At 47.0% G+C, this 24,687-nt stretch carries 10 protein-coding genes; 3 read left to right on the forward strand and 7 right to left on the reverse strand.

The window, feature by feature from the left end; all coding sequences use genetic code 11:
* Positions 1-7: 7 nt before the first annotated feature.
* Entirely contained in the window at positions 8-5,167 is a 5,160-nt protein-coding gene (locus tag MHB64_RS25630; RefSeq protein ID WP_341135665.1) for a glycosyl hydrolase family 8, read from the reverse strand.
* 351 nt (positions 5,168-5,518) lie between these two features.
* Between MHB64_RS25630 and MHB64_RS25635 the strand changes: the two genes are divergently transcribed.
* Positions 5,519-6,322: an AraC family transcriptional regulator gene (locus tag MHB64_RS25635; protein WP_341135666.1), complete on the forward strand. Its 804-nt coding sequence runs from the start codon at positions 5,519-5,521 to the stop codon at positions 6,320-6,322.
* 98 nt (positions 6,323-6,420) lie between these two features.
* On the opposite strand, the gene MHB64_RS25640 is transcribed toward MHB64_RS25635, so the two are convergent.
* The 5 genes from MHB64_RS25640 to MHB64_RS25660 form a co-directional block, all read right to left on the reverse strand.
* Positions 6,421-7,152, reverse strand: a complete 732-nt coding sequence (locus MHB64_RS25640; RefSeq protein WP_094871694.1) for a sugar phosphate nucleotidyltransferase — start codon at positions 7,150-7,152, stop codon at positions 6,421-6,423.
* A gap of 47 nt (positions 7,153-7,199) precedes the next feature.
* Positions 7,200-7,937, reverse strand: a complete 738-nt coding sequence (locus MHB64_RS25645) for a glycosyltransferase family 2 protein (RefSeq protein WP_094871692.1) — start codon at positions 7,935-7,937, stop codon at positions 7,200-7,202.
* On the reverse strand, positions 7,934-8,917 hold the full coding sequence (locus tag MHB64_RS25650) for a glycosyltransferase family 2 protein (RefSeq protein WP_341135667.1): 984 nt from the start codon (positions 8,915-8,917) through the stop codon (positions 7,934-7,936). The genes MHB64_RS25645 and MHB64_RS25650 overlap by 4 nt, the downstream gene beginning before the upstream one ends.
* Positions 8,914-9,756 (reverse strand): glycosyltransferase family 2 protein, encoded by an 843-nt coding sequence (locus MHB64_RS25655; protein ID WP_341135668.1) that lies wholly within the window; start codon positions 9,754-9,756, stop codon positions 8,914-8,916. Before MHB64_RS25655 ends, MHB64_RS25650 begins: the two co-directional genes overlap by 4 nt.
* A gap of 309 nt (positions 9,757-10,065) precedes the next feature.
* The gene (locus tag MHB64_RS25660; RefSeq protein ID WP_341135669.1) at positions 10,066-15,111 is read right to left on the reverse strand and encodes a WIAG-tail domain; all 5,046 of its coding nucleotides are present in this window, start codon (positions 15,109-15,111) and stop codon (positions 10,066-10,068) included.
* Between the two features lie 238 nt (positions 15,112-15,349).
* Here MHB64_RS25660 and MHB64_RS25665 point away from each other — a divergent pair, with 238 nt between their 5' ends.
* The gene (locus tag MHB64_RS25665) at positions 15,350-16,444 is read left to right on the forward strand and encodes a YheC/YheD family endospore coat-associated protein (RefSeq protein ID WP_341135670.1); all 1,095 of its coding nucleotides are present in this window, start codon (positions 15,350-15,352) and stop codon (positions 16,442-16,444) included.
* Positions 16,445-16,530: 86 nt separating this feature from the next.
* Positions 16,531-17,322 carry an archaetidylserine decarboxylase gene (gene asd, locus MHB64_RS25670; RefSeq protein WP_094871683.1) on the forward strand — a complete coding sequence of 264 codons (792 nt, stop codon included), beginning with the start codon at positions 16,531-16,533 and terminating at the stop codon, positions 17,320-17,322.
* A gap of 73 nt (positions 17,323-17,395) precedes the next feature.
* Here asd and MHB64_RS25675 read toward each other — a convergent pair whose 3' ends face one another.
* Entirely contained in the window at positions 17,396-24,247 is a 6,852-nt protein-coding gene (locus tag MHB64_RS25675) for a glycoside hydrolase family 3 N-terminal domain-containing protein (protein WP_341135671.1), read from the reverse strand.
* Positions 24,248-24,687 lie beyond the last annotated feature (440 nt).

The raw sequence follows: 24,687 nt of genomic DNA on the forward strand, positions 1-24,687 counted from the left end.
TTTTGGATTAATAATATTTATTAATGATTCTGTAAAAAAGAACCGCCGTTTCGGCGCGGGTTGCAGCTCCCGTTGGATGGAGCAATTTCCCGTCACCAAGGACAATGCCCTCCCTGACCAGTACGGCTGCTGCCTTCACGGCATAATCAGCCACTTTAGAGGCATCCGCAAATTTGCCAAAGTCGGAGATGGAACCGGCTTCTGCTAATTTTCCTGACTTCTGCAATGCTCTTACGATAAATACCATCATATCCTGCCGGGAAATCTCTGCTCCCGGATTGAACCTGTTGCCGCCGACTCCGCTGGCAATGCCCAATTGTTTGGCGATTCCCAGCGCTTCATAATAGTATGCGTCCTGATCGGCATCCGCGAAGCTCACTTCAAAACCAGCCTTTAAATCAAACGCTCTGACCAGAAGCAATATAAAGTCCGCTCTTTTCATCTTGGCGCCCGGTTCAAAGAAAGTTCTCGACGTTCCCTGAACGATTCCTTTAGCCGCCAGAGCTTCAATAGCCTCTTTGGCCCACAAATGGCTGCCGATATCACTGAAAACAGGTTTCTTGGGCTGCAGTTCCGGTGTGGGTGCCGGTGTTGTCGACGGACCTTCACTTGGCTTCAGAGCTGCCGGCGTTGGCGTTGGAGTCGGGTTACCACCTCCGCCGCTGCCCGAGCCACCGTCCCCGCTGGCCTTTAATGTAGATACGATTCTCACATTGCTTATCTTGGACGTATTTCTTGCTGCATCAACAGCTATAATATAGTATTTGTACTGGGTATCCGCAGATAAACCGCTATCTCTGTATTCTGTTGCCTCCAGTGTCTTGATTTCAACGTCATTGCGGTAAATCCTGTATCCCGTTACTCCCAAATTATCCGTGGAAGGTGTCCATTTTAAATCAATAGCAGAGCTGGATACCGCTTCCGCTCTCTCTATTGTTGGTTCCATGGGAGCCTCAGTATCAACGATGGTTGGTGTCCACCAGTTGCCGGATGCCACAATCATGCTGAGCAGACGCAAATTATTGCCAAAATATAAATCGTCTTCGGTGGAAACAGCCGCATTATAATCCCATAATCTATTCAGCCACTCCTGATTGGATGAATCAATCATGGCGCTGACCATCATCGGTGCGGAGAAGGATGTGTCTGCATAATCATTGATTGCTTCCGTGCCGTCCAGCTTATATCCCGCAAGGATCTTGGCCGGATCATTATCCGCCTTGGCCCGAATCCAGCGGTTCAGCGTGCTGAGCTGCTCTTTAGCCCGGTTATCACCTGTCAGGAGATAATCCGTACTGATCCGCCAGGGAATACGGGAAGAGTTGTAGTTGTAATCCCCGTCATTTTCCGATTCCAGGAAGTATCCATCCGGGGTATCCCATATCTTCTGGCTTACCGGTTTGTATTGCCCATCCGTATCATCCTTGAATACAAAATCCGGCAACAAACCGGCTTTGGGGCTGTAATTTTCATACAGACTATTAATGATGTTGTACGTCTTATCGGTAACACGATCCCAATTGGGGTCTCCGGATACATTTTTAAAATCTTTCAGATGCTGCAGCATAAAATCGGAAGGACGTGTAGCATTGCCGAACGTGGAATCATTGTCACTGACCCAATCCGCCAATTTCAATGTCCACTCGGAATGGTTGACATCGCTTTTCATAATGGCGTTGATTACCTTTTTGGCCTGGGACAAGTAGTTAATTTCCCCGCTGCTGCCCCATTGGCTGTCGGCAAGCAGAAGAGCGTAAGCAATATCCATATCGCCGTCGGTTGCCGAATCCACACCATTGATATCAATAATTTCGGTGCCGGTATCCGCTTGCTGCCATGCCATTAAATCGGGATTGATTTCACTTGGATGTGCTCTGAAATAGCGATACATCCCGTCAAAATACTTCTTAGCCTCCGGATCATGACCCGCGAGCAAAGCGGTAATCAGCATTCCGTAGCCATGTGCTTCCGAAACTGTAATCTCGTTATTCTCAAACCAGTCACCATCGCTATACCATACGTAATATTGGTCTGACTGATATGGATTTTGTTTCAGATATTTCGTTTTCCACTCGGTATATAATCTGCCCACCGTAGCGTCCAGTTGGGCCTGAGTCAAGTGATTCGGCTTAATGGAGCCGGCCACATAAGACGTATGCTGCGGAAATGCCTTATGGACACCCGCTCCAGTGGATGAAGGTTTGGTCGTTACTTGAACGGTATTACTCGCCAGCGATTCCATCTCTTCTGCATTATAGGCCTTCACAGTATAACTATAGGCCGTATCCGGAGTTAACCCGGTATCGCCGTAGGAGATTTCCTTCGTCGTGCCGACTTTGCTGCCGTTGCGGTATACGTTGTAGCCTGCTGCCTGAATGTTACCGGCCGAAGCCGTCCATTTCAGGTTGATTTGGTAAGGAGAAACCGCAGCTCCTTTTAAATCAGAAGGTGCTGAAGGCGGCTCCGACTCGCTTGGACCTTCGATTGTTCTGACTTCAACCGGATCTGAATTAATTCTTGTGCCGACCGTTTTGACGATAAATTCATATTTTTTTGCAGGATTGATATCATCTACCGTGTAGGTGTATTCCGTTTGACCTTCCGCTACCGGCACATATATACTCCAGTGTGTCTTCACCTTGTCATTCTTCTCATAAATCCGGAATCCTCTTACTGGTTCTGTACTTGCGGAAGGTGCACTCCAGGTCAGAACCGCCTTGCTGCCGTTCAATTTCACCTTTACTGCTTCCGCCGGGTCCGGCTTGGTGTCCGTTCGCTTGATCGCATACTTGTCATATGCTTTTAGTCCGTCGCCAACGGTGTCCGGCTGATTCTCATCCGCTACGGCTGCGGTATACGCTGTAAAGGAAAGCACCCGGTCAGTGATGGAAACATCCGTAAACATCTTCTTCTCCGGCTGTTCGTCGATAGCTGCAAAGTAATCATCATAAGGAACCGGATTCCCGTTTTCGTCCCGAATCTCGCGGGGTTCTCCATTCTCATCCAGTTCATATTGATTGTTCTTATAATAGAATTTATTTCCGAATGCATTAGACATGAGATAGACCGTGCCTTTGGGGTTGAGCGCATTGCCCTCTCCATCAAATGTCAGCTTCTCCTTGGGAATAACTTCATCATTGTACATTTGGAAGGATCTCATATACATATGATCATGGGCCTCGAACACCATATCAATGCCCATCTCGTCAAAGGCGGGAATCAGGTATTTCTTGTAAAACTGGACGCGATCGTCTTCCCATTGTGCAGAGTTGTCGCCTGCTGCATAGGGGCTTTTGTGAAAAGTAACAAACTTCCACTTCTTGTCGCTGCGGGCGACCGTACTCTTCATCCAGGCCACTTGGTCCCAGAATTGGTCATCCGCCCATTCCACATCTTTCCCATTCTCTGCAAGTGCCCCCGAGTACTGCGAATTGAAGACAAGATAGAGTGCATCACCGTATTCAAAAGAATACACAGAGCCTTCATGGGTGTCCGCAACAACCTGTTTCGGCAAGTTGAAATGGTTGTAGAAGTTGTTATTCGGTGTCGTCTCGTCTCCGTCATAATCCATGACCTCATGACCGCCAAGTACAGGCACATATGGCACTTGCAGTAATTGATTCTGGGCTGCTCCGAGCATCCATTGCCACTGCTCCTCCAAATCACCGTTATCCACCAGATCTCCGGCGCTGATCAGGAATTTAGGGTCGCCTATATAATCAACTGCTTTCCGGAAGGTATCACCCCAAGGCTCAAAGTCAGACTTGCTGGAAGCCTGTGAATCGGAACCGGCGATAAAACGGAAAGGCTGGTTGCCGGCAGCATCCGTAGTGAACGAGCCGATAGAGCTCCAATCACCTGATTTGCCGTTACCTGCCCGAAACTTGTAAGCTGTTCCCGGTTGAAGCTGGTCTGCAATGACTTTATGACTAATAAATTTCGTTTTATGGTTCGTGCTTCTATCGCTTTTACTCATAAAGGTCTCAATTTCTTCGGCCTCTCCCTGATAGGTCAAAGCCCCGTTCTCCGGGAAAATGTTCCCCATAACCTTTGAGGCTTCTATAACCTGTACCACGGTATCCGTCATTGCATCCGTGTACCAGGCCAAAGCAATGCTCGTCTTTGGATCTCCGTTAAACGTCATATTGATGGATTTTGGAGCAAGAGGCGAATCCTGAACGCCAAAATTCCAGGAAACTTCCCGAACCAGCGGCACAAGATCTGCCCCCTTGATAAGCTCCTTGGGTACAGTTACCGTGTAAGACTTCCCATAAGTCAACGGAGGATGGTTTATCCGCAAAGTATCTCTGTTTAAGACTTCAAGTGTAACCCCATCAACCGGTTGATCGTTCTCATCGGCAAATCGGACTGCATAGCCCGGATCAAGGGCAATGGCCTTGTTGAATTTGATTTCAACGGGAGCTTCGGGAGACACATTTCCAGAACCGTCTGCAGGTTGCTGGACAAGATCTACAGTAGGAATGACAGGTTCTTTCCCCGGGATCGGCTCGCCGGACACCTTGATATTTCGGATTCTACTGGAACCTGAACCCCCTATGCCCTCATCATTCCCTCTAGTGTTGCTATCGGAGCTGACGATCCAGCGAATATATAATATTTCCCGATCATTGCTGTTCGGAAGGGGAGTATTCACCAGTCTGCAGATATCGCCCGGGCAATCAAAACTGGAGACAGCCATTTTAAGATTCGTATTCGGCACATCCTCCCACGTTTGTCGGTCTACACTTGTCTGCACTTTAAAATCACGCGGACCTGACCCGGATGAATTTTGCTCAGAGGATAAGGTAATATTCTCAAATCCGGTTGTAGACACGGCAGCAAGCCAATACTTTTTCCCGTTTCCATTGTCCCAGCCCTGATAGCTGATCGCTTTCTTGCTTACATCCACATCCTCGAACACACCGCCTACATTGCGAAAAGTAGACGCTGTCTCATAGATGCCGTATGTAGCCGAGATTACCCCCACATTTTCAGCGGCCTCATCAAACACCCATTCGGCAATCGTCTTTACACCGGGTATTGAATCTGAACCGACAGCATCTGGTGCAGGTGCAGCATTTGCAATCTGGTATGGCAGCAGTAAAAGCACGAGCAACAAAGAAATGGATTGGTGCAGCCTTCTTTTCAAATGACCCTTCTTTTGCACTCTCGTTCCCTCTTTTCGCAAATAATAGTTTAAGCGCTTTAACTTTCACTTGCAGCGGACCCTGATTTTCTTTTCCCCTCCTTAAATACAATTTATATGTAAATATAGCGCATTCATTTCTATTCAATCTCTGCATATTTTGTTATTGTTAATGATTTTCTACTTTTACCGCTATTTAATTTCTAGCCTGTTCAACAGGTCAATGAACGTGATACGATTGATTCAGATTTGGATCATGTTTCTACGAGTGCGAGGATCATTCCCGCCGGATTGGAGATGACACCCCTGGAAATCAACTTCTACAAGTCTGATCCCTTTCACATTAGCCGAGAGAAAAAAAATGTTTCAAGTATGCCTTCAAATCATTATCACGATGCTTATGAAATTCTCTACTTAGTGTCTGGAGAACTGTACTATTTTATAGAAGACCGAACCTTTCAAATCGTCAGCGGGGTTCTAGTGTTCATTAACGCTAATGACCTGCACAGACTGATTAATGTAAACGGTATGATGTACGAAAGAGTTACTTTATTGTTTAAAAGAGAGTTCCTTCGCGACTTTTTTGCGGACAGTCCTCTTCCATTCGACCTCTTCTCCTGCTTTCACTCCAGATCAAATGCGATCAAGTTAAGCGGCTACGACCAGAACTTTGTCGAGAATCTTTTCAGCAAATTGATTCATGAAGACACCAAGAGACCTCCAGGCTTCGACTACTATCGGAAAATCCTGTTGATGGAGCTGCTGATCTTCATCCAACGAAAAAAGCTTCCGGATCAAAACGAGCATTTTGTAGTAACGAACCGGACCCATAAGAAAATTTCCCAAATCATCCATTTCATCAACGGTAACTTCGCTGAGCCTCTGTCTCTGGAATACATATCGGACAGGTTCTCCATAAGCACCTCCCATTTAAGCCGAACGTTCAAGGATACAACCGGTTTTACTTTCAGCGAATATGTAAATAATACCCGCCTGAAAGAAGCCCGCTCTCTGCTGCAGGACTCCAAATTAACCGTTTCGGAAATCGCTGAGCGTGCAGGATTTGGTAACCTTACCCATTTTGGAAGAGTATTTAAAACCATGACCGGAACCTCACCGCTCAAATACCGCAAACAGAACCGGGTTGATGAAGATAATATCTCTACGCAAGCATGAGATCGGGTGCTTCGTATGGTGAAAGATACACTTTCTTGTATTTTATAAAAAAAAGAGTGCCCGACCCAAGGCCGGCCACTCCACGTTACCGCTGCCACTTATGGCAGTGCATCCTTCAGCTTCTCTCCCGCCTCCCGCAGAGACTGGAACGTCCCCGCATCGCTCCACCAATCCTTGAGAACATCATAGCTGAGCCTGCGGTTAGCAGCATATATATTATTTACATCGGTAATCTCCAGTTCCCCCCTCTTGGAAGGGGATACTTGACGGATGATGTCAAATACAGCTTCATCGTACATATAAATACCTGTTACGCAAAATTTGTTCTTGGGATGCTCGGGTTTTTCTTCGATATAAGCGATCCATGCAGCATCTTGACTATCGAACACGGGAACACCGTATCTACGTGCGTCGTCCACCGGCTTCAGCAATACCTTGGCTGTACCTTCAGGCTGCCGGAGATAGCTCTCCACGTAAGGCGTCAGATCATCCATAAATAGATTATCACCAAGCAATACGACAAACCGTTCCCCAGGGAAAATGAATCCTTCTGCTAAATCGAGAGCCTCTGCAATGCCTCCAGCAGCTTCCTGAATCTTATAAGTCAGAGATACACCAAATGCTGCACCGCTGCCTAAAAAATCCGTATACAGACCCGCAGATTGCTTGCTGATGACCAGAAGAATGTCGGTAATCCCTCCCCGGCGAAGCCGATCTATGCCGTAACAGACCATAGGATATTTGCCGACCGGAAGCAAATGTTTGTTCATAAGCCGGGTCAGCGGCCACAGTCTGGATCCTGTTCCGCCCGCCAGTATGACTCCCTTCACTTACTTTCCTCCTCTTTATCTAAGTCCTTTGCTTTCGGATCTGCACTTTATATGAAACTCGTTGGATCCACATTCCATTTGTTCATAAAGAGCTTACGATTTCGTTCCACCAGCTCCTGTAGCCCGGTGTGGTATACCTGCTTGAAGCTCGCACTTCCTTCATGGTGTACCAGACAATCTCCTGCGATAAGCAGTCGGTACCCCTTTAGCCTGGCGCGATAGCAAAAGTCATCATCCTCGTAATGTCCAGGTGAATATCTCTCATCCAGCAGACCTACGGAAGTAAGTAGCTCTCTTTTGAATAAAAAACATAATCCTACCAAACGTTTAGTCTCCAACCATTTTTGAGGATTGGAACGGTTAGTTATCTCTGCAGCCTTATGAAAATCTAACAGACTTTCATAATCAGTCTTCACCTGTTGACGTCCACTCGCATAGTTTGTCACTGGCCCAACAATACCAACTTCAGGAGCACTATATAGCGATCTCTTCAGATTAGTTAACCATCCATGAGAAACTACCACATCATTATTCAGCAGTAACAATTCATCCCCTGATGCTAGAAGTAGACCTAAATTGCAGGCGGATGGAAAACCTCGATTCTCAGGCAATGAAATAAACGTTATACGATTCGCACGGCAATAGGCATCCGTTCCATCTGATGAAGCATTATCTACAACGATGATCTCGTAAGGCAGTGGAGTATAAGCACGTATCGATTCCACACAGGACCGCAGCAGAGGCAACGCGTTGTAGGTCGGAATAATAATACTAGTCATCGTCATATCCGGTTCCTCCAAGCAGCTACTTGTCTGCGGTATTCGCGCTGCGTTTCGCTATTAAGTAGGCCCCCATCATCTTGACGGGAAAGCACCTCAAGGAGAGCCTCTGCGTGATCCCCTATGATCAGTTTCTCCACAGCATTTCCAGCACCTATATTCGCTTGACGCAGCCGGTTATGCTTAATCACATTCACCGTTCCAACTTTCTCCACCCTTAGCTTCTCTAATACAGAACGAGCTTGGGCTTTAGGAGGAACTATTAATTCACGGTAGCCTATGGTCTCAAATGCTCTCCGGGAAAGCGCGTGCGGGACAGCCGTCATAGAGCTAACTCCGAGATCGTACCGTCCAAGAGCATAATTCAGAAACAGCTTGCTGCGAGTAACATCATCGCATAATCCAAAAGAAGGCATCAGTGGATCCAAATCATTAAGAGCCACGTCAATTCCACCATCTACAGCAGCTGTGAATAATCCGAGCTGAGCTGCAGGAATAACCATATCTCCGTCCAGGAAGAGTAGAATATCTCCTCGACTCAGCTTCGCACCAATAGCCCGCCCTACATCATGTCCAACGGACTCCGGGCAATGCACAACTATAGCTTGACGATGTTGTCTGGAAATGGGAAAGCTGCTATCGCTGCAACCGTTAAGCACGACGATAATTTCAGTAGGTCCCAGCCGCGTTACCTGTTGCAGCAGATGTCCCAAGGTCTGCTCCTCGTTACGCGCGGAGATAATAACTGACAAGGTCCCACGTAAGCACGGTAAATTCAATACCTCGCGACCTACCTTTGATTGCCGGGACAGAATCGGTGGCCGAGCGGTAGAGGTGCCTCTTTTTACCGAACGATTCGCTCCCCTTTGGCGGGGTGCCAGTTTTGTTTTGGCCTGACTAGATGCTGAACGTTTCTTTACCGTACGAGTTGCTGTTCCTCGTCGAACGGTAGAGCTACCAGATACTTGTAACAGAGCAACCATCATCTCACCATCTCTCTGCGCCGGGTTCCGTCGCTAAACCCCGCCCTGTTTCCCCGGTGTTCAAGCAAGAGGGATACAGCCTCCATATGATCTGCTGTAATCAACTGCTGCAAAGGATCTGTGCCATCCTCCTTACGTCTGACCGCATTCAGTTTGCCTACATGTACTTTGTGAGCAGCCACCACACGTAAACCACTCAGAACTGCCTGAGCATGTGCCAGAGGGGGACGAGATAATAACTGACTCCCTAAGATTTCAAACGCTCTTCGGCTGATTGCATGCGGAACCGCCGTCATCGAACATCCTTTTAGATCCGGACGGCCAAGCAAAATATTAAGTGCATGTTTGGATAGCACCACCGGATGGGGCGAAAGGCTCCGTACCGGTCCGGAATAATCATTAAGCGCTATGTCTGCGCCACCGCTAACAGCCGTGACGAAAGGACGTAGCCCCGAGACAGGAATCACTAAATCCCCATCTGTAAACAAGAGAACCTCTCCCTTAGCTGCCTCTGCTCCGACACTGCGGCCAGCGTCGTGTCCAAGCGGTAACTCATAGGAAATAACATGCGCACCAAGCGAAAGGGCAATTTCTGCCGTTTGATCGGCTGATCCGTTGACGACTACAATAACCTCGCAGCGCGGATGGACTCCTCTAGCTCCGGCTATCGCTCCCGCGATGGTCTTCGCTTCATTCATGGCCGGAATAATAACCGAAACATAGGGATTTGGATGGTTAACAGTAGGGACTGCAGCGACTTGCCGCACTGGGCGAGAAGTCCGCCGCTTGATCCGAGAGACCCGCCGTCCCGTGCGGCGGGCAGAAGTACGTTTGGGCTTCATGCTCATCCACCTTCCTTACAGAGCCTATTCGTCAGGCTGAGGGTTACATCACAGTTTATGTACTTTGCCGAACAGAGTAACGGCCTTTGTCTCCTGTCGTGTGGAAAACAGGACAAATGTACTCACCGCCAAACTTCAGCTGAGACACATTTGCTTATACAAAATATGCTATCGGACACAATTAACTCTAAACGCCGCGTAGCGGGTACTAGGACTTGGCCGTACATGTAGCTAACGACCTAAAAACAGAGCAGCGATCTCCAATAAGGAGAATTGCTGCTCTGTTTTTTAAGAGAGGCTATTTGAATTTCAATCAAACACACGATCATCCACTGCCGGTTTGGCTAACGGAGCGCCGATAGCAATCCAAGAGATGACCCCGTAGAAATGCGGAGTTTCGCGCAAGCGCACCACTTGAATAACTGCATCTCCATTGGCTCTGCTCTTTAAAGAAGCATAGAAGTAAGGTTGATTGGTCATAGCGACAAGCACATAACCCGTATGACCAAAGTTCTCATCGAACGATACGGTCACCTCCACTGTCTCAGCATCCCCATTGAACATAAAGGCTGTCATCCCAAACTGCTGAAGCGCCTCCCGCTTCCCTGCAGTCTGAATCGGGCTGAAGGATAGATGTTCAGCATTTACAGAATTCACTGCCAAATGGGCACCATTTACTGCACCGGGAGCAATATGATAATCCTGAACGCTTTCTTCCTCCAGATGACGAGCTTGAATGGCAAAAGAAGAAATTTTGGAAGCCACAACCGCTTCATCCTGAAGCTCTGCCGACCCTACCGCACCATCAGCCAGATGAGTGGAATCAATGCTGCCTGCCATCAGCTTAGCTCCGTTGATGCTCGCATCAGGAAGCAGCGCTGCACTGCGTGTTTCATCCGCAAGATGCTCTAATTTGATGATACCCGGCTGCAAATGTCGATCTGCCACAATCTGGTCAGCAAGATGCTCTCCGTACACACTCCACGGTTGTAAATGTAAAGAATTCACAGAACCTTCGGCCAGTTTCTCTTCAGTAATACTACCTTCCGGCAACAGATCGGCGCTACGCACCTCTTCTGTCAGATGTTTCAGGGTGATGCTGTCAGATCGAATGTGACGACTATCCACCGAATCCCCAACCAAATGACCACCATAGACACTACCTGGGGCAAGATGGAAAGAATGGATAGATCCACCTTCCAGTTTCTCTCCTGTAATACTGCCATCCGGTAACAGATCCGCACTACACACTTCTTCTGCCAGATGATTCAGGGTAATGCTTCCTGAGCGGATATGGCGGCTATCAATCGTATCGCCCGCCAAATGCCCGCCATACACACTGCCTGGAGCCAAATGAAAGGCATTGATCGTTCCGCCCTCCAGCTTCTTCCCGGTAATGCTGCCGTCTGGCAGCAGCTCGGAGCTACGTGTCTCTAACGCTAGATGAGCTAGAGTGATTTCACCGTTTCCAATATGATGACCTTCTACTGCTCCCGGACTCAGTTGGCCACTTCCTACACTTCCAGGTACCAGATGAATAGAATCTACAGAATGAATTGCCAGCTTCTCACCAGTAAGGCTACCATCCGGTAACAGATCTGAAACACGAATCTCATCCGACAGATGAGCTAGTGTGATTTCACCATTTCCAATATGATGACCTTCTACTGCTCCCGGACTTAGATGACTACTTCCTACACTTCCAGGTACTAGGTGAATAGAACTTACCGATCCTTCTGCCAGCTTCTCGCCAGTAATACTACCTGTAGGTAACAAGTCCGCGCTTCGGGTTTCTGCTGCCAGATGAGCTAGTGTGATTTCACCATTTCCAATATGATGACCTTCTACTGCTCCCGGACTTAGATGACTACTCTCTACACTTTCTGGTGCCAGATGAATAGAATCTACAGATTCTTCAGCCAGCTTTTCACCGGTAATACTGCCTTCTGGTAACAAGTCCGCGCTTCGAGTTTCTGCTGCCAAATGAGCTAAGGTGATTTCAGCGTAACCGATATGGCGGCCTTCCACTGAATCTGGACTCAGATGACTACTCCCTACACTTTCTGGTGCTAGATGAATAGAACTTACCGATCCTTCTGCCAGCTTCTCACCGGTAATGCTACCGTCCGGCAGAAATTCAGAGCTGCGCGTTTCTTCTGCCAAATGAGCCAGCGTAATCTCACCAATTCGGATATGGCGGCCTTCTACTGCACCCGGACTCAAATGACTGCCATCTACACTTCTTGGTACTAGATGATTTGAATCTACGGATTCTACGGCCAGCTTCTCACTGGTGATACTGCCGTCTGGTAATAATTCAGAGCTGCGTGTTTCTTTTGCCAAATGAGCTAAGGTGATTTCACCATTTCGGATATGACGGCCTTCCACTGCGTCCGGACTCAGATGACTGCCATCCACACTTCCAGGTATTAGGTGATTTGAATTCACAGATTCGTCCGCCAGTTTTTCTCTGGTAATGCTACCGTCTGGAAGCAAGTCTGCGCTACGCGCATCTTTGGCTAGATGAGCCAGCGTAATCTCACTGTACCCGATATGACGTCCTTCTATTGTATCTGGACCCAGATGACTGCCATTCACACTTCCAGGTATTAAATGACTTGAATTCACAGATTCGTCCGCCAGCTTTTCTCTAGTAATACTGCCATCTGGGAGCAAGTCTGCACTACGTGCATCTTTGGCTAGATGAGCTAAGGTGATTTCACTGTGCCCAATATGACGTCCTTTCACTATATCCGAGCTCAGATGACTGCCCTTTACGCTTCCAGCCACGAGATGAATAGAACCTACGGATTCCTCAGCGAGCTTCTTGCCGGTAATACTACCGTCAGGCAGTAGCTCAGAGCTAAAAGTTTCTTCTGCCAAATGAGCCAGTGTGATCTCACCATGCTGGATGTGACGACCTTCTACTGCACCCTGACTCAGATGACTTCCGTCTACACTTCCTCGTACAAGATGAATAGAATCTACGGATTCTTCTGCCAGCTTCTCCCCGGTAATACTGCCCTCTGGCAACAAGTCAGAGCTGCGTGCATCTTCGGCTAGATGAGCCAGCCTGATCTCACCATGCCCGATATGACGTCCTTCAATCGTATCCATGCATAGATGGCTGCCGTCTACACTCCCCGGTGAAAGATGCTGGGAATCCACAGCCCCTTTGGCCAGCTTGGAGCCACTAATGCTGCCCTCCTGCATTTGAATCGAAGAGATGGAATTAGGAATGATATGACCATTTCCGATGGACAACGGCCGGATATGTGCTCCGCCGATGCTTCCCGGATTCATATGTCTGCTCTGAACCGCACTATCACTGATGGATTTTGAATGAACTGCATTCACAGATAAATGCTCTGCCTGCACTGCCGCGACTGCTAATTTACTGGAATCCACACTTCCATCGGCAAGCTTAGCCGATGTGACCGATAAATCACTAATCTTATCCGTCGATACACTTTCGGGAGACAGCTTTAACGACGTTACCACATGATCTGCCAGATGATGTGGCTGCACTGCTCCAGCTGCCAAATGAACCTCTCTTACCGCAGCAGAAGCCAGCTTATCTCCTGAAACCGAACCGGACTGAATCGCAGCAGCAGTCACACTATTTTCGCCGAGATGTCTGCGTTCCACAGCTCCAGTGGCAAGATGATCTTTATCCACCACAGCATCCTGCAAGGCACGACCGCTCACGCTGGCATCTGCTAGATGTTTCTCCTCCACTGCACAAAAAGCAATATGCTCCCCACTCACCACTTCACGAGCAATCGTGCTGCCGATGACCGATCCTGCTGCCAGTTTAGCCGAGCTCACTCCTCCATCCGCTAACTTGGCAGAAGTAACGCTCTGTGGACGAAGATGCTCCGCACCCACAGACTCTGAAGCTAGCTTCTCTCCAGTAACAGCACCGGAGGATAAATGATCCGTATGAATAGCTTCATCCATAAGCTGCTCCGAGCCTATCGCCTCCGAAGCTATATGGGAGTGATTCACAGCCTCACGTTCCAGATGATTAGAGGAAACAGCTTGCATAGCAATTTGCGGTCCGCGTATAGCGGATTTGGCAATATGTCTGGTGGTTACAGCTTCATCTGCTAGCTTATGTGCGAGTATGCTTTGATCAGCAATCTTCGATGCGGTGACCGCTTGCTCAATCAGCTGTGCAGTACCTACCGCACCCTCCGACAGTTTCAAGAAAGAAATGCTTCGGTCAGCCAAATGGCGACTCGATATTTCTCCATCCCCGATATGGGAGCCGTGTACACTTTCTGCACTTAAGTGGATGCTTCTCACCACTTCTGTACCTAGCTGCTTGGAACCAATTGCACCATCCGCTACATGCGCACCTTCGATAACACCCGACTGGAGCTGTTCCTTGCCAATAAGCTTGTTGGCAAGCTGCTCTGGTCCGATCGCTCCGGGAGCTAAATGTCTGGCGGTTATCAATGCATCGCTAAGATGGCGGCCCTCAATAACAGCATCAGCCAGCTTGGAGCTGCTGATTTCGCCATCAGCTATTTTATCGCCAGATACTGCTGCATCAGCCAGCTTAGAACGGTCAACACTCCCGTTTGCCACATGGCGGCCTGTGATACTGCTACTTCCTATTTTTTCACCAGTAACCGCGCCATCTTCCAGTAGATCCGCCGTAATAATCAGATCGCTTAAATGACGGCTCTCAATGGATTTATCTGCAATTTGACCGCCGCCGATAATCCGATCAGCCAGCTTCTCTGGACTAATACTGCCGTTCTTCAGCTTCTCTCCACTGATGGAATGATCCAGCAGTTTACCGCCACTTACGCTTCCTTCAGCTAAATGCTCACCCACAATGGATTCAGGCGCAATTTTCGAAGAAGTAACTGCCTTGTCCGCGATATTGATACTTTGAACAGCGTAATCTTGCAGCCATGGTGTACCGATAATGCCAAACTTCAGCTTTGAACCATCAATAGTGCGTGGAGCGATTTTCACCCCAGTCACTGCTGCATCCGATAGATCATCTGTATAAACGGGCTGGAACCGCTCTTTTTCAGGAGCGAACCAAATCGTCTCAGGAAGATTATCCGCCTGTTTCTGAAGCTGCTCTTCCACTATAGGCTCAGGCTCTGGTTGCAGAACTGGTACGGAAATTGATTCCTCTTGAATGAATTCAGCTATTGCCCCTCCACTTACCTGAACATCAGCGAGCTCTGCTTTACTGACTCCGTCATTGCTGCTCCCCGAATCCTTAGAACTGCTTTTGCCTTCCAGCATGTTCAGTTCCTTTATATTGGGATTATCTACATAGTAGAGTCGTTTTTGTGGACTGCGCGGCTGCTTTTTTTTGGAACCCCTCACAAGCAGTCTCCTCCTTCCATCTGTTGTTTCTCCTAGGCATCATATGCAGCGGTATGGGCTGATGACACCCTTTTGCGATAAGCCCATAATAAGATTCTGCTGAAAATTATATTTTCTTATATTAAAAAAAGGCTTCTGCCGCCGCGCATTCGTCCACCCTGACACGCGGGTACAAACATACAATGACAAGAGTAGTAAAAGCGGGAATCACGTGACCGTAGAAACAGGAGGAACAAACATGGGGCATAAGCTCGTTGGAATACTACTAAATGCCGATATGCACCGGGGCGTTCCCCGGCTAAAAACAGGACAGGAGTCTCTATCCAACTATGAAGAGGCGGCCGCTGCATACGGCTTGGTCCCCTGCTTCCTGAAGCTCGCGGACATCGATACAGACTCAGGCTTCAGTGCCGCCTATATAAAGGGATCTCATGGATATAAAAGCGTAGTAGTCCCTACGCCCACTGTCATCCATAACCGGGCCATATACAGTCAGAATAGCCCAGGAATGCAACGTCTGCTGCGGCACCATCCTTTGGTGTACAATACTTGCAATCGATACGGCAAGGATGAGATCCATGAACTGCTTGAGCAGCATGAAGAGCTGCGCGAGGTTTTACCAGCAACAACTGGAGGATCTGGACTCAAACAAATGATGAATCGTTACCCCGATCTTATTCTTAAACCTTGCCGTGGAAGCATTGGGAATGGTGTCATGCGACTGGTTCGTAAAGGGTCTCAGCGCTGGAGCTTAAATTATCTATCACCCTCAATGCATCGCTGGATAAGCACTCCCGTATATCAGGGGGCACTGCCAAAAATGCTCCGAGCACGCCTTGCCTCTGTCCCTTATCTCGTGCAGGAGCGTATTCCCCTTGCTGAGATTGGAGGACGTCCCTTTGATTTACGTGTCACCGTTCAACGTGGCTGGGGAGGCGATTGGCAGGTCACGGGTCTCTTTGCTAAACTTGCACCCCCTGGGGGGTTTGTCTCTAATATAGCCCGTGGAGGAGAAGCGTTAAGCTCTTCCTTTGCGCTGGAAAAAGCCTTCTCTAGAGCAATAGCGGCCCATATCCGTATGGCTGTCGAAACACTTAGCCTTGTTATAGCTCGTTGTCTCGAACAAGACCTTCCAGGTCTGGCCGATATCGGACTGGATATTGGCATTACTAAGGATGGTCGCATCTTCTTCATAGAGTGCAATGGCCGCGATCAACGCTATGGATTTCATAAAGCCGGCCTTACGGAGATTTGGAAGGAGAGTTACCGAAGACCTATGGGATACGCACGTTTTTTACTAGAAAAGAACAGCCTCATATATAACAGTTATTGATTTGTCTCCTATTCTATGTCAATATAATGCAGAGCAGATGGCGGCCACATACGACCGTACTGCTGTATTATGGAAGGGAGATGGGCATGGTAAAACAATTGCTGCGGCTAATGACCGAGCTATCCTCGCACCGATGGCTTTCACGGTTAATGGGGTCTTTTTCTCATAGTAGACTCAGCCGTTTTCTAATCCCGGTATTTATTAAGACTTATCAAATCCCCTCCGCTCAAGCGGAGAAGAATCCTGGAGAATATCACACTCTTAATGAGTTTTTCAGCCGCCGGCTGAAGCCTGGCATGCGGCCTATTGCAACCGATGCTGACGCTTTAGTGAGTCCCGTAGATGCAATGATTACTGCTATGGGTGACATTTCCTCTGGTACGATTATGAATGTAAAAGGGCAGGATTATAAGATCGAGGATCTACTTAATCATTCTCCGCATCTGGAACTATACAAGAGAGGTTTTTTCTTCGTCCTTTATCTAAGTCCTACGGATTATCACCGGATTCACTCTCCCCTTACTGGACATAAGGTTGAGAGTGATCATATTCGTGGACGAGCCTATCCTGTCAACGATTTCGGCATGCGACATATGAAGGGCGTACTGAATCGCAATGAACGTCTTATTACGTATATCGCCGGAGACTACGGAGAAACCGCAGTAGTAAAGGTAGGCGCGATGAACGTCAGCAGCATCGGGTATACGGATGCTAACGCTACCGAGTGGCAAATCGGCGATGATCTAGCCTATTTCGAGTTCGGCTCCACTGTAGTACTGCTTATGGAGAGCGGTACTTTTACCCCAAGACCCAAGCTTGAGGTCAACACGAAGGTAAAGATGGGGGAATTGCTGGGGACGCTGCATCGGCCGCTTTAGTAAAGCTGCGATATAACAAAATAAGGGTATCCCTAACCGATTGAAAATCGGCGCCGGGATACCCTTGTTTTGTTTATTTCACTTTAGAGCTTGTTACGCTAGCATAGTAATCCAGTACATTGTTAATGATCACAGCTGCTTCAGCTCTTGTGGCCGAAGCTGTCGGATCCATTTCTCCACTGCTGCCTCCATTTACAATAGCAAGATCTTTGAAGGCATACACCGCTTCTTTAGCATAACCCGCAATAGAAGCATCATCTGGGAAGTCATGGTTAGTCACTTGCGGCAATTTCTTCAGTGCATTGAATAGAATTACACACAGGTCCTGACGGCTAATGCTGCTGTTAGGAGCAAACATGCCATTACCGATACCATTGATCAGTTGATTAGAAGTCCCAATCTCAACATAGTTTTTATACCAAGCATCTTTCAGAACGTCAGTAAACTGCTTTTGATTCTCGCCCATGCTGAAGTTGAAGCTTTTTACTACCATGGCAACAAACTCTGCACGGTTTACCTTCCCACTTGGATCAAAGCTTCCGTCTGTTCGTCCGCTGATAATATTTCTCTCCACCAGCGCTGCAATCGCAGATTCTGCCCAGCTAGGAATTAGAGTAGCATCTTTAAACTTATTCTTAAGCTCTTGTCTGATTAGCTCCGGTGTCTTCGTTTTTCCATCTGTTGTTGGAGGCTGAGGCTGTTCTCCAGGTTTTACGACTTCTCCAGGAATCGATGGTACTGAAGGTACCGCTGGGGTAGCCGGTGTTGGTGTACTTGGTTGACCATCACCTCCACCGCTGTAAGGCTTAACGATCACAGAGAACTGTACCTTCAGGCCAAGTGGATTAGTTATACCCTCCGGCAAGATCAGATCCCCCTTGATGGTGTACATTCCTTCCGTATTACCGTTATAGCCTTCCTTGTTCCACTGAACAGAAACGACCTTAGTCATCCCGGTATTCAGGGTTACTGATACTGAAGCTGGAAGCTCCAGCACGTCAAAGCTGGTACCATAAGCAACACTTTTACTTGCTAGTGCTTGCACTGCCGTGATTTCCGGTATCGTAATGACCTCCGGCAGTACTTCGATCGTAATCGATACCTTCAGGTCCTTTGGATTGCTGATACCTTCCACAGGTACTAGCGCTCCTTTCAGGATATAAGCTCCTTGCTTATCGCCATTATAACCTTCACTATTCCAATCGATGGATATCGCCTTTGTCTCACCGTTGTTCAAGGTAGCTATGACCGATGATGGCAGCTTCAATCCATTAAATGGAGTGCCGAATGGAACGCTCTTACTTTCCAAATCCTGCACTGTGACAATCTCAGCGACACGAATCACTTCCGGCATTACCTGAATGGTGATGGAAGCTTTCAGATCATTAGGGTTGATCATTCCTTCTTCTAATATCATAGTACCGTTCAGTACGTATGATCCTTCCACATTGCCGTTATAACCAGCAGGGCTCCATTTAACAACAAGTTCCTCCTGCTCATACGTATCAAGCGTTACTGTAACTGAAGACGGCAATTCCAACTTATCAAAAGCGGTGCCAAATTCAACATTCTTGCCCTCCAGCTTCTCAACTTTAGTAATCTGGATAGGTTTAGCGCCTTCTGGCAGTACAACCACTGTAATAGAAACAGTTTGATGGGTACTATTCAACACACCCTCAGGAAGCTCAAAGCTACCTGCCAGCGTATAACTCCCCGCTTTTCCACCGTTGAAATCTTTACTATCCCATTGTACAGGCAAGTGAATTACCCTTTTGTTGCCCAATGTAGCTTCCACTGTAGCTGGTAGATTTAATTCTCCTGCAGCAGTTCCGAACAGCACACTCAGCAGTTGCGGCTGAGCAATCGATATAATTTCTTTAGCATGGGTATCTTCTGTCCATTTGGCATAATACACCGCGCTTATGTTCATTACCGTTTCTACGGTTAATGCATTACCGGTCCCTTCTTTATTATCAAACCAGCCAGTAAAAATGTAGCCTTCACGTTCCGGTACCCGAGGTAAGGTGCTTAATGCTTCACCTTTAAATGCGGTTACTTTGGCAGGAGCCGGTGAGTCCAGATAATTCTGATCGAAGGTGACTTCAATCGGATCAGCATAAATGAGTTCAACATATTGTAAATTCGCATTTAGTCCGTTAAAAATCATATACACATTTTGTTTTCCAGTCACTTTAGTTCTGTCTAGGAAGGTCTCCGCTGTCAAATAATGATCAATGTAAGAATTTCCAGGCGTTTGTTTGGTGCTTGCTATTCCATAATTTCCCCAAGCAGCGCCTGCTTTCTGAGCAAAACTAATGCTTGCAAATTCATTACCAAGTTCAAAAGAACCTCCGCCGCTGTAGGCATCAGCGTATGCTCTTCCTTGTGTAGTAGCTCTTTTAACTGGTTTACCCGTATTGTCAGCCTCTGTATAGAATTTAAAAGATGGAGACGATCCGCCTTCACGGGCATACTGCACTCTTACTTCCACAAGATTAGTCAAGTCAACCTGACCGAAATAAACAAGGTCATTAGAATTGACATAACTCATGGCGTCCGTACCACTTTCGAATCTGAACTGGGTATTCGTTGCATAAATCCATGGTGCATTATAAGGATAGATTCTAATACCGTTCTCTACTTTCAGCGTTTCTATCGGAGCAATATGGATTGGCATAGATGATATGCTCAAATCTGTTATAGCCGCTTTCAAGGAAGCTATGGCTTCTGCTACAACCTCGTCATTGACCGGCTCGGCAAGTACTGCCTTAACCTCTTCCAATACAGCGTTAAATTTGAGCTTTTTATAAGCAGTATATGCATTCATATCGATGTTTTGAGCAGCCTCAATTTCCGCACCTAACGCTGAAGTGTCAACATTGTCCTGCTTCAACTGGAAGGTTAACCAGTTCAGGTCAATGCCAGCACTCTCAAATACAATTCTAAGGGTATGCTCGCCTGCCGACAGCTGAACATCAGGAATTCTGAAGGTTTTCCATACCCCTTTAGTTGTGGTAAGGTCGAAGGTCCCCAGTAGCTTGTCGCCATCATAGATACCAAAGGACATTTGGGCGACATCCGATTGGCTAGAGCGAATTCGTGATGTAACTTTGTACATGCCTTCTTTCTCCACATTTACCTTATAGGAGATGGCTTCACCCTTGCTTGTATTGGTGTAGCATAATCCGCCGTCTACATCATTACTGCTTACTGGCGTGATTATCGGAGTAATGGAGGCAAATTCCGTCTCAGCTACCTTCAATTTAGTATTTTTCCCAATCTTCTTGACTGCCAAAGCTACATCACTGTTGATTCTGACATAATCAAAATCGGCAATAAATGGATCTGTGAGATTCTGACTTCCGTTGGACGCAAGTAACCCGAACTTCGGATTGGCATAGTTGGCAGTTGTACTGCCAAGTGAAATATACTCTTTGCCATCAGCACTGACATAACCGGAATAGCTGTTGCCTATTTTTTTCAGGCGTAAATACAACTCTTTCTTTTCACCAAAAATACTCGTGAGCTGAGCGGCAGACAGTTGCCCAATCGTAACAGGCTCCGTACCTCCGGTCTCTTTGGTCATACCGATGATCTTTCCGCTACTGTATTCATACTTCACCCAGATATAGTTATTGTTATCCTGTGAAGCTGTGATGCCGACACCGTTATAATTTTGATTTGGCGCTTTGCTCATATTAATTTTCACTGTTGCTTCCCAGTTTCCAAAGGCCTCCTGCTGGAAATAGTTCTTCAAATCTGCATGATCACTCCAGAAGTCGCCTCTTTCAGCGATGATTCTCAAATATCCGGGAACAGTGCTCAAAGACCAATTTTTGTTATTTTCTGTATTGGTAGCCGTCTCTTTATTAATCATCCAGAAGTTGCTTAAATTCTCAGTGTCGAACTCATCGCTTTGTGGGGTCGTACCAAACTGTATCACATAGGAGTTGGCCTGATCGGAGCTGATACATTTGATCGTCACTCTTTTATTGATGAGGTCTACGTTGGCCGTTGCTTTTACACCATCATTCATTTCGAATGTAACTTCAGGTAAAGTAGCCCCATTACTGAGACCTACATCATAACTGAACCTAGTCTGTGAAAAGCCCTCAAGCGGCTTACCATCAATAGAGATATTCTTTAAATAAGCATAGGTCGGATTCTCAAAAATCGGTTCCAGGCCTTCCTCCGACGTGAAGATAACCTTGTAGATCCGTTTCTCTCCTCCGGCCGAAGCAGTAATTACAGCAGCCGGTCTATCTTTATCGGCTTGTCGTATACTTACGTCTACACCAGCTATCGCCGTAGCTTTGACTTCCGGGTAGCTGCTAGTTTCAGTCGGCTCACCAAAGGCTTTATAGTCGAGTTTCAATGGATTAAATATTTTGATCTTTTTGCCGCCAACCGTAATATCAGAGAGCTGTGGATCTCCTGATTTGTCCGTATTCACCCGGAACCAATCTCTTCCCGGCGTATAATTGACCACGTAATCAATCTTTGCCGTTCTTGCAAAGGCTGGAGATTGCATCAAAAAGCTCGTGATATTCTTGGCAGAACGCTGCAATTCTCCCAGGGTCAGACTGCCGTTAGCAAGCGATGTCATTGTATTAAAGGTACTGTTATTCCGATTCTTATGCGTTTCTGCATAATCGTTCGGAATGACCATGTAAAGGTCATTTTGGGCACGGACCATGGCTTTGCCGTTGGTTTCATCATAACGATTGGTAGTGGCATAGAAGCCCTGATCCTCACTCATCTTCGCCCACCAGTCTGTCATGACAATTCCGTCAAAGCCCCACTCTCCGCGGAGGATCGTGGTATTCAGATCATAGTTACTGGAAGCCCATGTTCCGTTTACCGGACCATAGGACGTCATCACTGAACGCGCCTTTCCACTCTTCACTGCCATTTCATAACCTTTCAAATAAATCTCGCGAAGCGCTCTTTCAGAGACAAGTGCATTCACAAGATGTCTATCCGTTTCCTGATTGTTCGCAGCGAAATGCTTAATAGTAGGCGCCGTACCGTTCTTCTGAAGACCTCTTGTCTGTGCAGCAGCCATGATGCCTGTCAGTAACGGATCCTCCGAAAAATACTCGAAGTTTCTCCCGTTCAGAGGACTTCTGTGGATATTGATTCCCGGTCCTAGCAGCGTATCGATATTGTTAATCAGCATTTCTTTGCCAAGAAGATCAAATAATCTTTCATTCAGCTCGGTGTTCCACGTACAGGCAAGCATCGTCCCGTTCGGGATACTGGTTGCCTTCTCTGCATTGGTCTCCATCCGGATTCCTGAAGGGCCGTCCGCAGCACTATCGATAGGGAGCCCTAATTTCAGCAGATTTTTAGTAACACCACCAAAAGCCGCAGCGGTACCGGCAGTAACTTTGGGGCTGGACATCCCTTCCCCTAAAATAATGGCCCCCAGATCGTTGTTGGACAATTGTGCAATGAACTGATCCATAGTCACTTTCTGATTGTATACATCCAATAAGGTATAACCCTTGTCTCCCGTTTGTGGAATGGACGCAGGGAGATTTTGCTTGATTCTCTCATCCAAGTCGGTAGTCCGTGTCGGTACCTTTTCAGTGACAGTGGTAAAAGTACCATTTTCATTCGGTTGACCTGGTTTGATACGATCAAATTCCTTAGTTGGCGCGAGCGCTTCCTGCAAGGTTTCTACAACCTTCAAAGCATTAAGGCTGTATACTCCTTGCTTTTCGCTGTCACTTACACTGTTACCTACGTAAATATTATAGTCACCAGCTTCTAGAACATAAGATGAATCATGACCTGTAATTCCACTATCATCATAGGAGGCCATATCTTTGGTGTCATACGTGATGGTGATCGACTGTGATTCCCCTGGCTGTAACAGCCGGGTCTTAGCAAAAGCAGCAAGCTCCTTGGCCGGCTTGCCAAGTTTACCCTGTGGTGCACCGTAATAAATCTGTACAACTTCTTTGCCTTCCACCTTACCTGTATTCTGAACAGTTACAGTCACTGCAACCTCATTCTCACCAGCGTTGACATTATCAGTCGTGATCTTGAAATTGGTATAGGACAGTCCGTACCCAAATGGATAGAGCACCTTATCCGGAGCAAAGGTCTCAAAATAGCGGTAGCCTACATAAATATCCTCACTATAAGAATTCTCAGTTTTGCTGCCAAAATGTGCAGTAGAAGGGTAGTCAGCAAGTGTAGCTGCAATCGTATCGCTCAATTTACCGCTTGGCGTAACGTCTCCGGTCAGCACGTCGGCTACTGCGCTACCGCCTTCCATCCCCCCTTGCCATGTGTACAAAATAGCAGCTTTGGGATAGTTTTTAGCCCATGACATATCGATAACGTTAGCTACGTTCAATACGATGGCCACTCGGTCGAATTTGGCATAGACCCGGTTAAGCATGTCTACTTCAAGGTCTGTCAGTTTATAGGCACCCTTGACGTCCGTATTATCCTTATCTTCACCGGCTGTTCTACCGATGATGACTACAGCTGTATCCGTTTTTGCTTTTGCTGCATCCACTATTTCGTCGGTCAAGGGCATTTCCGCCTGGGACCACGGCTCTGCTGCCCAGCCACCACCGCCATTGTTGAAAGGATTCTTTTTGATCCAGTCAGCATATACCTTCGCCAGATCTTCATTTAACTTGAGACTGGGATTGTTCCGGAGACCTTCCAGAATCCCATTCACATAATCTACCCTTACCGCACCGCCAGATCCTGTGCCAGACTTGTAATAATGCGCTTGTATGCGGCCAAATACCGATACATTTTCACTCTTCTTGATAGGGAGCACTTGTTCATTCTCATTTACTTGTGATCCTGCTAGTTTATACGCCGGATTTTGCAGCAGCACAATTCCTTCAGCGGCCACTTCTCTGGACACATCCGCTAAACCCGGGAGAACCTTGGCCATAACGGGAGAACTGGTACTAGGCGTTATGATTGAGGTTATCAGAATGCAGCAGAATAATATTTTAAGTAAGCGATTACAATTTTTCCTCATACTTATCACCATTCCTTTCGATTAAGGTATAGCTTAGGATTATGGGTCATCGTAAAGAGCGAGATTTCAATTAAATTTCTAATACATAAACGTTCACTTCATAAACCGATAGGATGAATTTACTTTCAGGAAGGAGTTATTCTCTAGAGCGCTAGCCGCTGTGGAGTAAGGCTTATTCAAGCATCAAGTGTGTTACTGATTAAATCTAAACCGGTTTAGATTTTTTGCATAATTCTCCTAACTCATACTTACAAATTAAAACGTGCGAAAATGTTCATTAATTCCTCCTTTACTTTTTAAACTTACATTGAATACTATCATCAGAAATATCATCCTAACATAGAAAATCC

It is taken from the genome of Paenibacillus sp. FSL K6-2859 (assembly GCF_038008265.1).
GTDB classification, from domain to species: Bacteria; Bacillota; Bacilli; order Paenibacillales; family Paenibacillaceae; genus Paenibacillus_AQ; species Paenibacillus_AQ nitricinens.

Excerpts from the sequence above, each read along its gene's own strand:
- MHB64_RS25645 (WP_094871692.1), bottom strand. The coding sequence starts at position 7,937 with ATGACGATGACTAGTATTATTATTCCGACCTACAACGCGTTGCCTCTG.
- MHB64_RS25650 (WP_341135667.1), bottom strand. The coding sequence starts at position 8,917 with ATGATGGTTGCTCTGTTACAAGTATCTGGTAGCTCTACCGTTCGACGA.
- MHB64_RS25655 (WP_341135668.1), bottom strand. The coding sequence starts at position 9,756 with ATGAAGCCCAAACGTACTTCTGCCCGCCGCACGGGACGGCGGGTCTCT.
- MHB64_RS25675 (WP_341135671.1), bottom strand. The coding sequence starts at position 24,247 with ATGGCCAAGGTTCTCCCGGGTTTAGCGGATGTGTCCAGAGAAGTGGCC.
- MHB64_RS25635 (WP_341135666.1), top strand. The coding sequence starts at position 5,519 with ATGCCTTCAAATCATTATCACGATGCTTATGAAATTCTCTACTTAGTG.
- asd (WP_094871683.1), top strand. The coding sequence starts at position 16,531 with ATGGTAAAACAATTGCTGCGGCTAATGACCGAGCTATCCTCGCACCGA.
- MHB64_RS25665 (WP_341135670.1), top strand. The coding sequence starts at position 15,350 with ATGGGGCATAAGCTCGTTGGAATACTACTAAATGCCGATATGCACCGG.